The sequence below is a fragment of the Mesorhizobium sp. LCM 4576 genome, from assembly GCF_001854815.1.
In the GTDB taxonomy this organism is placed as follows: Bacteria; Pseudomonadota; Alphaproteobacteria; order Rhizobiales; family Rhizobiaceae; genus Mesorhizobium; species Mesorhizobium plurifarium.
On record NZ_MDDT01000007.1, the window covers coordinates 116,755 to 130,590 of the forward strand.

A 13,836-nucleotide genomic window follows, 5' to 3' on the forward strand; every position below is an offset into this window, starting at 1 on the left:
CGAGCTTCCCGAAGAGGTTGGAGTATCAGCGCCTGGCTTCGTCGCGATTGACGATCAGGCTGACGATGATGATGACGCCCAGGCAGATCTGCTGCAGATAGCCGTCGATCTGGACGAGGTTCATGCCGTTGGAGAGCACGGTGACGAACAGCGCGCCGAGCACGGCAGCGCCCACGCCGCCCTCGCCGCCGGAAAGGCGCACACCRCCGACCACGGCGGCCGCGATTGCTTCCAGGGTGAGATTGCCGCCGAGATTGGGCTCRCCCGAGCCGGTGCGCGCGGTGAGCAGAAGCGCGCCGAGCGCCGCCAGCAGCGCACACAGAACATAGGCCAGCACCAGCACCGGCACGGTGCGGATGCCAGCTGCCACCGCCGCCTTGGGATTGGCGCCGATGATATAGAGGCTGCGGCCGAAGCGCGTCGCCTTGAGCGTCAGGAACAGAAGCACGAAGACCAGCGCGGCGATCCAGATCGGCGTCGGGATGGCGAGCAGCGAGCCCTCCGCGAATTCGGCTGTGAGGCTCTTCGGCAGGCCGGTGACGGGGAAGCCGCCGCTGATCGTCGAGGCGAGGGCCAGCACCATATTGGCCATGCCGAGCGTCGTCACCAACGGATTGATGCCGATGCCGGCGATAAGCAAGCCGTTGGCGAGGCCGATCGCGCCGGCGATCAGAACCGCCGCGCCGACGCCATAGAGGATCGAAACGTCGCCGCCGCCCATCGCCACCATCGCCATCGAGGCGGCGACGCTGACCAGCGAGACGGTGTAGCCGAGCGAGAGATCGAAGCCACGCGTCAAAAGCACCATGGTTTGCGCCATGGCGAAGATGGCGAGATAGCTCGCCTGCAGCGCGATGTTGCGAAAATTGCCGAAGGAAAGCACGCGCGGCTCGACCAGGCCAAACAGGACCAGCACGACGACGATGGCGATCGGCAGTCGCGCGGCGCGCAGGATCTCTTTCGGCGAGAGGCCGGAAGGCTGAGCCATCGGTTGTGTCTTGGCCTCGGTGCTCATGCCTGCCGCTTTCTCAACAGAAGCCGTTCGATGGCCAAAGCCACGATCAGCACAGCGCCGAGCACCAGCGTTTGATATTTGCTGTCGACCTGCACCAGGTTCATGGCGTTGGCGATCACCGACAGGAACAGCGCCGCCAATGCCACCAGTTCGGCGCGACCGACGCCGCCGCGCAGCGACACGCCGCCGATGACCGCGGCGGCGATGGTCTCGAGCGCCAGCGTCCCGCCGATGGTGGATTGGCCCGAGCCGAGCCGCGACGTCATCAGGAAGCCGGTGAGCGCGGCGAGCAGGCCGGCGAGCATGTAGGCCGCGATCAGCGTGCGGCTTGTGGCAACGCCCGACAGGCGCGCCGAGCGCTGGTCGCTGCCCACCGCATAGATATGGCGGCCGAGCGCCGTGAAGCGCTGCATGATTATACACGCGGCAAGGACGCCGAGCGCCACCCAAAGCACGATCGGCAGGCTGAGAAACTGGCCGCGCCCGACATTGGCGACGAAGGAATCCACCACGCCGTAGATCGGGATGYCTTGCGTGAAATAAAGCGCGATGCCCATCAGCACCGACATCATCGCCAGCGTCACCATGAAGGGCGAGAGGGAGAAGATCGAAACCAGACCGGCGTTGACGAGCCCGACAAGCGCCCCGACGCCAAGGGCGATCACCAGCGAGGCGATGATGAGGGCCAATTCCATGCCGGGGAAATAGATGCTGCCGACCAGCATCACCGCGGCCGTCACCACCGAGGTCGCCGCCACCACCGCGCCGACGGAGAGATCGAAACCGCCGGCCGTCATMACCAGCATCTGCGCCAGCGACGGGATGAGCAGCAGCGCGAAATTGCGCATGACGTTGAGCAGGTTGAGCCGGTTGAGGAAGCGCGGCTCGATCAGTGCGGTCGCGACCACCGCCACGACCAGGAAGGTGATGACGATGCCGCCTTGCATGAGAAAGCGGTCGAGTCGGCTCGCGCGGTGCGATGGCGCGTTGGCAACGGTCATGGTCGCCGTTTCAGAGCTCATGCGTGCCCTCCGAAATAATGCGACAGCACCTGGGCTTCGCTGAGCTCATGCTGGGCAAGCTCGGCGACGATTTTGCCTTCATGCATGACATAGACACGCGAGGCGAGATTGATCAGCTCCGGCAATTCGGACGTCGAGACGACGACCGAGGCGCCTGCCTCGACCAGCGATTTGATGAGATTGTAGACATCGGCCTTGGCGCCGACATCGATGCCGACGGTGGGTTCATCGAACAGATAGACATCGAAAGATTTCATAAGGCCACGCGCCAGCATCAGCTTCTGCTGATTGCCGCCGGAGAAGGCGGAGGCCCTGCGCTCGGGCGCCATCGGTCGCAATGCGAGATTGCCGAGCGGCTCCTTGATCGCCTCGGTCTCGCGCCAGAACTTCAGCACCGGTCCAGATGACAGCGCCGGCAGGTCGAGCGAGCTCATCGTCRCATTCTCGCGCGCCGATCGCGCCAGTGCCAGGCCTTCCGATCCGCGATCGGCCGGAAAATAGCAGACATTGGCGGCAAGCATCGACGTCGGCGTCGGCCGCTCGACCGGCTTGTCGCCCAGGCTGATGGTGCCTGCCTCGATGGTCTCCAGGCCGAACACGGCGCGGCAGAGCTCGCTGCGCCCGCAACCGACGAGGCCGGCAAGACCGACCACCTCACCCGCGCGGGCGGTGAAGGAAGCGCCGATGACGGAGTGCTTCTCCGTCGTGAGATCCCGCACCTCGAGCCTGACCGCGCCGGGCTTGTGCTCGATCTTCGGAAAGAGCTGCTCGACGGGGCGGCCGACCATCATCTCGATCAGCCCCTCGTCCGAAATCTCGGCCGTGACCACCGTGCCGATCTTCTTGCCGCCGCGCAGCACGGTGACGCGGTCAGAGAGGTTGCGGATCTCGCTCATGCGATGCGAGACATAGATGATGCCGACGCCCCGCGCCTTGAGCAGCGCCACGGCATTGAACAGTTTCTCCGCCTCGCCGTCGGTGAGCGACGCGGTCGGCTCGTCGAGGATGAGCACCTTCGGCCGCATGCGCAGCGCCTTGGCGATCTCGACCATCTGCTTTTGCGCGCGCGACAGGAAGGCGACCTTCTCGTCGAGCGGCAAATGGAAGCCGAGACTGTCCAGCAGCTCGGCCGCAGCCTGTCGCATCTGCTTGCGTTTCAGGAACAGTCCGGACGACTGTTCGCGGCCGAGGAAGATGTTCTCTACCACGGTGAGGTCGGGCACCAAGCTGAATTCCTGGAAGACCGCGGCAATGCCGATCTCTTGCGCCACCTGCGGCGTCAGGCTGGTGATTGTCCGGCCGTTGATGCGGTAGACGCCTTCGGCCCAGGGAAACGTGCCGGCAATGAGATTGATGAGCGTCGACTTGCCGGCGCCATTCTCGCCAAGCAACGCGTGGACCTCGCCCTCATTGAGGGAGAAGTCGACATTGTCGAGCGCGGCGATGCCGCGGAATCTCTTGGTGAACCCTGTAACTTCCAGCATCTCGTCCAAAGGCCCAAAGCCGGCAAGAGCAATTCAAGCAAACTGCGTGGCGGTTCGCCCGGAATTGCGTCAAGTCGCCTGACCGCCTTCTGCAAGGCGGTCAGGCCGGGAGGATCGCGATATAATCGCGAAGCTGAAGGCCGCGCCGGCGGCCTCGTTACTATTCGACCGAGAACACGGGGCGCCAGTTGTCCGGCGCGAAGATCTGGGTCGTGTCGATCTTGTCGACATTGTCCTTGGTAACGATGCCGGGGGCAACCAGCAGGACCTTTTCGTGATCCTTCTTCTCCAGCGCGCGCACCGCGAGGTCGACGCCGATGCGCCCCATGATGACCGGATACTCGGTGGCGAAGCCGAGCACCGAGCCATCCTTGACGGCCTTCAGCATGGTCTGGTTCTCATAGGACGACATGATCGTCACGTTGCTCAAGCCGGCATCGGCCACGGCGCCGATCGCGGCCTCCGCCGTCGGTGCGCCCCCCCAGATGACGTTGACGTCCGGATGGGTCTGCAGCGCGTCTTCGACCAATTWGAGCTGCGCCGGCACGCTGGCCTCGCCGAACATCTCGCCGACCAGCTTGATGTTGCCGCTCTTGGTGCTGTCGCGGAAGCCGTTCATGTAGGTCTCGGCCCAGCCGCTGCCCTGCGGCCCGGGGAACGCCACTGCGGTGCCCTGCTTGTCGCCGAGATACTTCTTCACATACTCGCCGGTCTGAAAACCCTTCTGGTAGAAGTCGGGCGTGATGCGAGCGGTGATCGGCGTCTCCAGGATCGGATTGGCGACGGCGATGTTGACGATGCCCTTGCCCATGCCCTCGTTGATCTTGGCGGCCACGCCGGCTTCCGAGATGGCCGAGATCAGGATGGCGTCGGCGCCCGAGGCGACGCAGTCGTCATATTGCGAGATCTGCTTCGGCAGGGCGGTGTAGCCGCCGGCCTGCAGCACCGTCACCTTGACGCCGAGGCGTTTCGCTTCCTCGACGATGCCATAGTCCACCGAGACCCAGTAGCTGTCCTGYAGGTGCGGGAAGAGCACGCAGAGCTTCCAGGGCTTCTCCGCCTTGTCGAGCGGCTTGTACTCGATCTCTCCGACATTCTTCAGATCGCCGTCCTTGGCCGAAGCGATCTTGAATGGCCACCAGTCGGCGGCCTGCGCCATTCCGGCCGACAGCACCGTCGCCGACAGCGCCAAGGCCAGTGATTTCTTCAATCCTCTCATATCAGTCTCCCATTTTTCAGCGCCCTGCTGGGCTGAAGTTTTCTCGATTTCGGCTTCAGTTGCCTTTGTATCCAATTGCCACTTCTGCGTTGGCATTTCATAATGTTGGACGACGCGTTGCAATAAGAATGTATCCAATAGGCATCGCAACGTACATCTTATATCTTATATGTCAACGCGAGAAAGAGCAACCGCCACCGCGCCGGATACCTGACGAAGCCCTTCAGCCCTGCGGGTAAACCTGCGGCAATGCAGCGTCGAGCGACCGCTCGAAGGCATCGACCAGGGCGTCGATTTGCGCCTCGGTGATGATCATCGGCGGACAGAAGGCGATCGCATCGCCCATGTTGCGCGAGATGACGCCGTTCTGCTGCAGGAAGCCGTTGACCAGYGCGCCGAGCGCCGCCGGCTTGCCCCACGACGCCTTGGTCGCCTTGTCGGCGACAAGCTCGACCGCGGCGATGAGACCGACGCYGCGCACCTCGCCYACCAGCGGATGCGAGGCGAGCTTGCGCAGCCTTGCCTGCAGGTGAGCGCCGACCTTGCGCACATTGCCGACGAGGTCGCGCTCCTCGATCAGCTTAATGTTCTCCAGCGCGACGGCCGCGGCGACCGGATGGCCGCCGCCGGTGAAGCCGTGGCCGAAAGTGCCGATGCGGTCGCTCTCGTCGGCGATCGGCTCGAACACCTTGTCGTTGATCAGCAGTGCCGAGATCGGCAGGTAGGAGGACGAGATCTGCTTGGACAGCACCATGATGTCGGGCTTGATGCCGAAGGTCTGCGAGCCGAACATCTCGCCAGTCCTGCCGAAGCCGCAAATCACTTCGTCGGCCACCAGCAGGATGCCGTATTTCGACAGCACCGCCTGGATCTTTTCCCAATAGCCGGCGGGCGGAACGACGACGCCGCCGGCGCCCATGATCGGCTCGCCGATGAAGGCGGCGATCGTTTCAGGCCCCTCGGCAAGGATGAGCTTCTCCAGCTCGTCGGCAAGCCGTGCGGAGAACTGTTCCTCGCTCTCGCCGGGCTCCGCGTCGCGCCAGTGATGCGGCGTCGACGTATGCAGGATATTGGCGATCGGCAGGTCGAAGGAGAGATGGTTGTTGGGCAGGCCGGTCAGGCTCGCCGAGGCGATGGTGACGCCGTGATAGCCGCGCTTGCRGCTGATGATCTTCTTGCGCGCCGGCTGGCCGAGCGCGTTCGAGCGATACCAGATCATCTTGATCGCCGTATCGTTGGCCTCGGAACCGGAATTGGTGAAATAGGCCTTGCTCATCGRCACCGGCGCCACCTGCACCAGCTTCTCRGCCAGGTCGATCAGCGGCGAATGYGCCTTGGAGCCGAAGTCGTGATAGAAGGGCAGCTTCGACATCTGCCGCGTCGCGGCGTCCACCAGCCGCTTTTCCGAGAAGCCGACGGCGACGCTCCACAAGCCCGCCATCGCCTCGATGTAGCGGTTGCCGGCGATGTCCTCGACATAGACGCCATCGCCCTTTTCGATCACCAGCGGCCCCGTCTCCTGATGCTTGCGGGCGTTGGTGTAGCCATGCAGGTGGTAGCGAATGTCGCGGGCTTCGGGGGAATTCGGTCTGGCGTCCATGACGGCTCCTGTCTGCAGGCGTCCAAGCGGGAATTGCCCTGCCTACCCCTCGTCCAAGGGATCGCAGTTCCCTCTTGCATTATGCTGTTTGATGCATCATGTTTCTTATAAGATATACTGTCAAGCCCTTTTGGGCCGGCAGCCAAAAAACGGGACGGGAACGGCATGGCGAGCTTCAGCTTCGAAACGCTCGAGCGCGAAAACCTCGGCGAAACCGTCTATGCGCGCGTCGCCGAGGCGCTGATCAAGGGACGTTTCGCACCGGATGCCAGRCTGACCATCCGCGATCTCGCCCAGTCGCTGGGAACCAGCGTCACGCCGGTCCGCGACGCCATCCTGCGCCTCATCCAGGACGAGGCTCTGGTGCAAAAATCGGCGCGCGAGGTGCGCGTTCCCATCATCACGCTGGAACGCTATCGCGAGATCCRCCAGATCAGACTGAAGCTCGAAGGGCTTGCCGCGCGCGAGGCCGCGCTCAAGGCGACGGCCAGGGATATCGAGCGGCTGCGCGATCTGATCGCCCGCAACGAGCGCGCGATCGCCGACAGGAACTGGACCGAAGGGCTGGAGCTCAACCAGACGTTCCACTTCGCGCTTGCCGACATAGGCGACATGGTGGTGCTGCGCGGCATCCTGAACCGGCTCTGGCTGCAGATGGGGCCGCTGATCGCGGAATCCTACCACGAAGGCGGCCGCGCCATGATCGACAACCATCATGCGGTTCTCGCCGCGGTCGAAAAGAAGGATGCCGATGCCGCCGAACGTGCGATCATCGCCGACATCACCGAGGGCGGAAATGTGATTCTCGAGCGGCTCTTCAGCAGGCATGCCGCCGGCGTCAGCCAGGCGAACTGAGTATGGAACAGGTCGACTGCATCGTCGCCGGGGCCGGCGTCATCGGCCTCGCGGTTGCCCGCAGCCTCGCCGCGAGGGGCCTTGAAACGCTGATCCTCGAAGCGGCGGACGCCATCGGCACCGAAACCAGCTCGCGCAATTCGGAAGTGATCCATGCCGGCATCTACTATCCGCGCGGATCGCTGAAGGCCCGGCTCTGCGTCGCCGGCCGCGACATGCTCTACCGCTACTGCGCGGAACGCGCGATCCCGCATCGCCGCTCGGGCAAGCTGATCGTCGCGACCGACGAGGCCCAGGAACCCGTACTCGCCACGATCCGGGCTGGCGCAGCGGCCTGCGGCGTGGACGATCTGCGCTTCGTTTCCGCCGCCGAGGCGCAGAACCTGGAACCGGCGCTTTGTTGCACCAAAGCGCTGCTCTCGCCTTCCACCGGCATCATCGACAGCCATGCGCTCATGCTCGCCTTGCTCGGCGATGCCGAGGAAAGCGGCGCGATGCTGTCGCTCAACACACGCATCGTCTCGGGCCGCATCGATGCCGGTCGTATCGTGCTCCAGACGAGGGACACGGCAAGCGGCGAAGGTTTCGAGGTTGCCACACCGCGCCTCATCAACGCGGCCGGCCTTGGCGCCGTCGCGCTGRCAGGCTCGCTCGAAGGCTTCGACCAGCAATTCTTGCCGACGCTTCGCTATGCCAAGGGCAATTATTTCTCCGTGGTGGGCCGGGCGCCCTTCTCGCGGCTGATCTACCCCGTGCCGGAACCGGGYGGCCTTGGCGTCCACCTGACACTTGATCTCGGCGGCACGGCTCGGTTCGGGCCCGACGTCGAATGGACGGACACGCTCGACTACCGCGTCGATCCGGCGCGCGGCAAACGCTTCTACGATGCGATCCGCCAATACTGGCCGGACCTGGCCGACGGYAGCCTGCAGCCGGCCTACAGCGGCATCCGGCCGAAGCTCTCCGGTCCGGGCGAAGCCAACAGCGACTTTGTGATCCAGGATGCCGCAACGCACGGCATCGATGGCCTGTTCAACCTGTTCGGCATCGAAAGCCCCGGCCTGACCTCCAGCCTGGCGATTGCCGAGCAAGTGGCGCGCATCCTGGCGCCTGAGACGGACTGACGGCGCCGGCGCGCGGTATCGAGTGCCGATCGCGTCGCGCGCCACCTCGGCGGGAGTCCGGCATATCCACTCAATGTATCCAATGATAATGATGAGCGGCAAATTTTGCCTTCCAAAAGGCAAGACACGTCGTTATCGTATCCAATGAGCTTCTCAAACCAGCCACCAGCCCGGCAGGAAGTCCTGATGYCCGACTATGCGACATTGGCCCCATCGGCTCCCTGGCGCGAACTGCGCACGACGCGCGCAGACTGGGACGACGCCGATCCGGCTGCGCTGGAATCGATGCTGGTTTCGGCTCATCTGATCCGCGCCTTCGAGGAGAAAGTGCTGGACCTCGCCGGCCAGGGCCTGGTGCATGGACCCGCCCATTCCGCCGTCGGTCAGGAAGGGGGCGCCGTCGGCTCGGCCGCGTTGATGCGCGCCGGCGATCAGATCAATGGATCCCATCGYGCGCATCACCAGTTCCTCGCCAAGTCGATCCGCTATGTCGCGCCAGACGGGCTCTTGCCAGCGGCGGAGTTTTCACCGGCCATCCGCGATCTCGCCCAGAGGTCGCTCGCCGAGATCCTTGGCCTCGCACAGGGCTTCTGTCGCGGCCGTGGCGGCTCGATGCATTTGCGCTGGGCCGAAGCCGGCAATCTCGGCACCAACGCGATCGTCGGCGGCGGCGTGCCCTTGGCTGCCGGCGCCGCCTGGGCGCACAAGCGGGCCGGCAAGGGCGATGTCGCCTTTGCCTATTTCGGCGATGGCGCCGTCAACATCGGCTCGGTGCTGGAGACGATGAACATTGCCGCCGCCTGGAAGCTGCCGCTTTGCTTCTTCATCGAGAACAACCGCTATGCCGTCTCGACCCATGTCGAGGAAGCGACCGCCGAGCCGCGCCTGTCGGCGCGCGGATTGGCCTTCGCCATTCCCGCCTGGAAGGTCGACGGCATGGACCCCCTCGCCGTCTACCTTGCGACGAAAGAAGCCATGGAGCTGATGCGCAATGGCGGCGGGCCGGCCATCATCGAGGCCGATGTCTATCGCTACTTCCATCAGAACGGCCCGCTGCCCGGCAGTGCCTTCGGCTACCGTGACAAGGTCGAGGAGGCGGCGTGGCGGACGCGCGACCCGCTCGACCGGCTTGCGAGCGAAATGGAACAACGTCAGATCATCGGCAGCTCGGGCGTTGCCGCTCTGCGCGAACGCGCGCTCGCGCTGATGGCCGATGTCGCCGCCGAGCTCGTCGAGCAGGCGGGCGGCAAGAACCGCATCAAGCCGGCGCTATGGCCGGACGAAGGGTTTCGCGACCACGGCATCCGCGGCGATCTCTCCGAACTTTCCGGCCAGCGCACGGAGGAGCTCGAAACCTTCGGCGGCGCGATCGACGGCAACGCCAAATTCATCGACRCCGTGGCCAACGTCATGCAGCGGCGCATGGCGACGGACGACCGCATCGTTGTCATGGGCGAGGATGTGCACCGGCTGAAGGGCGGCACCAACGGCGCGACGCGTGGCCTTGCCGCCGCCTTCCCGGACCGGGTGCTCGGCACGCCGATCAGCGAGGCCGCCTTCACCGGCCTCGGCGGCGGCATCGCCATGGACGGCCGCTACCTTCCGGTCGTCGAGTTCATGTACCCCGACTTCATGTGGGTGGCGGCCGATCAGGTCTTCAATCAGATCGGCAAGGCGCGCCACATGTTCGGCGGCGATATCGACGTGCCGCTGGTGCTGCGCACCAAGGTCGCCATGGGCACCGGCTACGGCTCGCAGCACTCCATGGACCCGGCCGGCATCTTCGCCACCTCGCCCGGCTGGCGCATCGTTGCCCCTTCGACACCCTTCGACTATGTCGGCCTGATGAACAGCGCGCTGCGCTGCAAGGATCCGGTGCTCGTCATCGAGCATGTCGAACTCTACAATTCGACCGGCCCGGCGCCGGTCGACGATCTCGATTACTTCATCCCGCTCGGCAAGGCGAAAGTCGTGCGCCAGGGCAAGGCGATGACGATCCTCACCTACCTCGCCATGGTGCGGCCGGTGATCGAGGTGGTCGAACGTCTTGGCGTCGACGCCGAGGTCATCGACCTGCGCTCGCTCGATCGCGCCGGGCTCGACTGGCAGACCATCGAAGCCTCGATCCGCAAGACCGGCAATGTGCTGGTGGTCGAGCAAGGCGCCCGCGGCACGTCTTATGGCGGCCTGCTCGCCGCCGAGATCCAGGACCGCTGCTTCGACTGGCTCGACCAGCCTGTCCAGCGCGTCCATGGCGGCGAGGCTTCGCCCAGCATTTCCAAGGTGCTCGAGGCCGCCGCTTGCGCACGCCCCGCCGATATCGAGCGCGGCGTGCGCCAGGTCATGGCCGATCAGGGGCGACCGCTGGGCTGAAAGTCAGGCCCGCGGATCGTCGCGCGGCGTCATGAAGCCGGCGGTTTCGCCGCCGTCGACGCTGAGCACCGCGCCGTTGACGAAGCCCGCGGCGGGAGAGAGCAGCCAGCCGACCGCCTCGGCGACATCTTCCGGTGTGCCGAGGCGCGCCGCGGGAATGCGCTTTTCCAGCTTCTCGCGCCGGCCAGGAATGGCCAGCGTCTTTGCCATCATCTGCGTGGCGATCTGACCCGGGCAGACGGCGTTGAAGCGCACCTCCGAGCCGTATTCGAGTGCCAGCGCTTGCGTCAGGCCGATCAGCGCCGCCTTGGAGGCGGTGTAGATCGCAAGTCCCTCCTCGCCGACCAGGCCGGCCACCGACGAGATCGTCGCCACGGCGCCGCGCGCGGCCCGCAGACCAGCCAAGGCATGACGCGTGAACAGATAGGCCGAGGTGGCGTTGGCCGTCATCGTCCTGTTCCAGTCGTCGAGCGTCGTCTGGTCGAAGGCGGCGCGCCCGCCGGCGCCGGCATTGTTGACCAGGCCGGCGATACGCCCCTTGCCAAGCTCCAGCGCGACCTCGACCGCGCGCTTGCAGTCAGCCTCGCTGGTCGCGTCGCCTGCGGCGAAGACGGCGCCGGGGACCGCGGCGATCACATCATCGGCGGCGGCCCGGTCGCGCCCTGTGAAGACGACCCGCGCGCCATCCGCCGCCAGCCGTTCGRCGCAGGCCGCGCCGATGCCGCGCGTGCCGCCGGTCACCAGGAAGACGCGCTCAGCCTCTTTGGCGCTCATGCCGCCGCTCCGTAGTCGACGAGGGTGCAAAGCGGCCCTTCCCTGTGCGCGGCCCAGTAGAGATCGTGGATGCGGTTGGTGATCGGGCCGGGCTTGCCGTTGCCGTAGATGCGGCCATCGAGCATCGTCACCGGCATGATGCCGCCGGCGGAGCTCGAGATGAAGATCTCGTCGGCCTCGCRCAATTCCTCGATCGGCAGCGGCCGCACCTCGCAGGTGACGCCCGCTTCGCCGGCCAGCTCGATCACGGTGCGGCGCGTCATGCCCTCGAAGACGCCGCGGTCCGGTGTCGTGATGACGTTGCCCTTCACCGAAAAGACGTTGAAGCCGGCGCCTTCGGTGACGTTGCCYTTTCCGTCGTTGAGCACGGCGACGATGGCATCCTGGTCATAGGCCTCGAAGATGCCCATCGTCAGGTCGAGCCAGTGGAAGTTCTTCAGGCGCGGATCGAGCGATTCGGGCGGGATGCGCTGCACCGAACTCACCACCATCTTCAGCCCGTCGCGGCGCTGCTCGTCATTGGCGATCCACACGAAGGGTTGCGCGAAAGCATAGAACCGGTTCTGGCAGAGCCTGGGGTCGCGGGTGCCGGCTGGCGGTACGCCACGCGTGCAGGTCATCTGCACGTAGGCATCGCGAAGCCCGGTCCGGCGAACGCATTCGACCAGGATGTCTGCTATCTCGGCCTTGGACAGCGGCAGGCTCATGCGCAGGCCGCGCATCGAGGCCAGGAAGCGCTCGATATGGTCGTCGAGCCTGAAGAAACGGCCTTTCCAGACATGGGTGACGTCATAGGTCGCATCGGACCGCACGAAGCCGCGGTCGGTGATCGGAACGGCAGCCTCCGCGAGCGGCATATAGCTGCCGTTGACATAGGCTATGCCCAACGCCGGATCGTAAGCGGTCCTGTCTGTCATGAAATCCTCCACAGATGTCGAGCCTATCATTGGATACAATCTGGCGGATTTATTCGGCCAGATCCGCTAATTTTCTTGCCAATTGCCGCATGTTGGATACGGTCATGTCGGATCATAGATGYCGGACCAGCAATGCTTCATGAAACCAGCCATGCCGGCAACGGCCTTCCGGGCCTGCGCGGCACCGATCATATCGGCTTCACCGTTCCCGATCTCGACGAAGCCGTCCGTTTCTTCGTCGAGGTCATCGGCTGCGAGCCMTTCTACGAGCTCGGGCCTTTCCGGTCCGACGGAGACTGGATGGAAACCCATCTCAACGTCCATCCCCGTACAGTGATGAAGCGGCTCAAATTCCTGCGCTGCCGTCACGGCTCCAATTTCGAGATCTTCGAATATTCCGCGCCGGACCAGGACGGCGTCCAACCCAGGAACAGCGATGTCGGCGGGCATCATCTCGCCTTCTACGTCGACGATATCGATGATGCAGTCGCCTATCTCCGATCGCATGGCGTGCGCGTGCTCGGCGAGCCGACGGTGCGCACCGAGGGACCGAGCGCCGRTCAGAGCTGGGTTTATTTCCTGAGTCCCTGGGGCATGCAGCTCGAGCTGGTCTCCTTCCCCACGGGCAAGGCCTATGAACGCGGGACGGATCGCCGGCTCTGGCATCCGGCCAACCCTCATCTGTGAGCGGCCGGTTCGTGCCGATTCCCACCTGCTCGCCGATGCACTAACATCCTGGGGATCAACACCATGCGGGGAATTGAGATCATGGCCGGCAGACGCGCAAGYGGCGGAACCGAAGGCAACGGCGCCGCCCTGGCCAGCGGCCGCGTCACCGATGCGCTGCGCGACGCCATCCTGTCGGGGCGGCTGCGGCCGGGCAGCCGCGTCCGCCAGGAAGAGCTCGCCGAAGAATACGGCATCAGCCGCATCCCCGTGCGCGAGGCGCTCCGGCAACTGGAAAGCGAAGGGCTGGTCATCCTCGTGCCCAACAGCGGCGCCTGGATTTCCAAGCTCGACCGCGCCGAGTGCATCGAGATCTACAAGATCCGCGAGCGGCTGGAGCCGCTGGCGCTTTCCGAAAGCAGCGCCAACCTTTCGCCCGAAACGCTTGCGCGCCTGGAAGACCTCGTCTCGCGCATCGAGGCCGCCGGCAGCATCGACGAGTTCCTGCAGCTCGACCGCGAGTTTCATCTCCTGAGCTATGAAGGCGCGCGCATGCCGCAGCTCGCCCAGATGATCCACAAATTCTGGAACACCACCCAGCAATACCGGCGCGCTTTCGCCGCATCGGTCGGCAAGGCCGGCATGGCGGCGGTGCATCACGAGCATCGGCTGATCCTCGAGGCGCTGAAGCGGCGCGACGGCGAACAGGCCGGCCTCATCCTCTACGGCCATATCCGCCGCACTCGCCTGCAGCTCGAGCAACACACCGAGATGTTCGCCTAACCCA

The 13,836-nt window shown here is 65.0% G+C and carries 12 protein-coding genes; 5 read left to right on the forward strand and 7 right to left on the reverse strand.

Annotated features, from left to right (window positions below; genetic code table 11):
• Positions 1-25: 25 nt before the first annotated feature.
• The 5 genes from LCM4576_RS02715 to LCM4576_RS02735 all read right to left on the reverse strand — a co-directional run bounded on the left by LCM4576_RS02715 (position 26) and on the right by LCM4576_RS02735 (position 6,340).
• Positions 26-1,015: an ABC transporter permease gene (locus LCM4576_RS02715; protein ID WP_244508340.1), complete on the reverse strand. Its 990-nt coding sequence runs from the start codon at positions 1,013-1,015 to the stop codon at positions 26-28.
• Positions 1,012-2,037 (reverse strand): ABC transporter permease, encoded by a 1,026-nt coding sequence (locus LCM4576_RS02720; RefSeq protein WP_071030378.1) that lies wholly within the window; start codon positions 2,035-2,037, stop codon positions 1,012-1,014. The genes LCM4576_RS02715 and LCM4576_RS02720 overlap by 4 nt, the downstream gene beginning before the upstream one ends.
• Complete coding sequence (locus LCM4576_RS02725) at positions 2,034-3,521, reverse strand: sugar ABC transporter ATP-binding protein (RefSeq protein WP_071030564.1); 1,488 nt, start codon at positions 3,519-3,521, stop codon at positions 2,034-2,036. Before LCM4576_RS02725 ends, LCM4576_RS02720 begins: the two co-directional genes overlap by 4 nt.
• A gap of 160 nt (positions 3,522-3,681) precedes the next feature.
• Positions 3,682-4,740, reverse strand: a complete 1,059-nt coding sequence (gene torT, locus LCM4576_RS02730; RefSeq protein ID WP_071030380.1) for a TMAO reductase system periplasmic protein TorT — start codon at positions 4,738-4,740, stop codon at positions 3,682-3,684.
• 223 nt (positions 4,741-4,963) lie between these two features.
• Entirely contained in the window at positions 4,964-6,340 is a 1,377-nt protein-coding gene (locus LCM4576_RS02735) for an aspartate aminotransferase family protein (RefSeq protein WP_071030381.1), read from the reverse strand.
• A gap of 165 nt (positions 6,341-6,505) precedes the next feature.
• Between LCM4576_RS02735 and LCM4576_RS02740 the strand changes: the two genes are divergently transcribed.
• The 3 genes from LCM4576_RS02740 (at position 6,506) to LCM4576_RS02750 (ending at position 10,692) form a co-directional block, all read left to right on the forward strand.
• Entirely contained in the window at positions 6,506-7,195 is a 690-nt protein-coding gene (locus LCM4576_RS02740) for a GntR family transcriptional regulator (protein WP_071030383.1), read from the forward strand.
• Positions 7,196-7,197: 2 nt separating this feature from the next.
• Positions 7,198-8,319: an NAD(P)/FAD-dependent oxidoreductase gene (locus LCM4576_RS02745; RefSeq protein WP_071030385.1), complete on the forward strand. Its 1,122-nt coding sequence runs from the start codon at positions 7,198-7,200 to the stop codon at positions 8,317-8,319.
• A 186-nt stretch (positions 8,320-8,505) separates the two neighbouring features.
• Complete coding sequence (locus tag LCM4576_RS02750; protein ID WP_071030387.1) at positions 8,506-10,692, forward strand: thiamine pyrophosphate-dependent enzyme; 2,187 nt, start codon at positions 8,506-8,508, stop codon at positions 10,690-10,692.
• A gap of 3 nt (positions 10,693-10,695) precedes the next feature.
• Here the strand turns inward: LCM4576_RS02750 and LCM4576_RS02755 are convergent, their stop codons facing one another.
• Entirely contained in the window at positions 10,696-11,466 is a 771-nt protein-coding gene (locus LCM4576_RS02755) for an SDR family NAD(P)-dependent oxidoreductase (RefSeq protein ID WP_071030389.1), read from the reverse strand.
• Positions 11,463-12,383, reverse strand: coding sequence for an aminotransferase class IV (locus LCM4576_RS02760; protein WP_071030565.1), 921 nt, complete (start codon positions 12,381-12,383; stop codon positions 11,463-11,465). The genes LCM4576_RS02755 and LCM4576_RS02760 overlap by 4 nt, the downstream gene beginning before the upstream one ends.
• A 132-nt stretch (positions 12,384-12,515) precedes the next feature.
• Between LCM4576_RS02760 and LCM4576_RS02765 the strand changes: the two genes are divergently transcribed.
• Positions 12,516-13,070: a VOC family protein gene (locus tag LCM4576_RS02765; RefSeq protein WP_071030391.1), complete on the forward strand. Its 555-nt coding sequence runs from the start codon at positions 12,516-12,518 to the stop codon at positions 13,068-13,070.
• 81 nt (positions 13,071-13,151) lie between these two features.
• A complete protein-coding gene (locus LCM4576_RS02770; RefSeq protein ID WP_052467741.1) occupies positions 13,152-13,832 on the forward strand; it encodes a GntR family transcriptional regulator in 681 nt (226 codons plus the stop codon).
• Positions 13,833-13,836 lie beyond the last annotated feature (4 nt).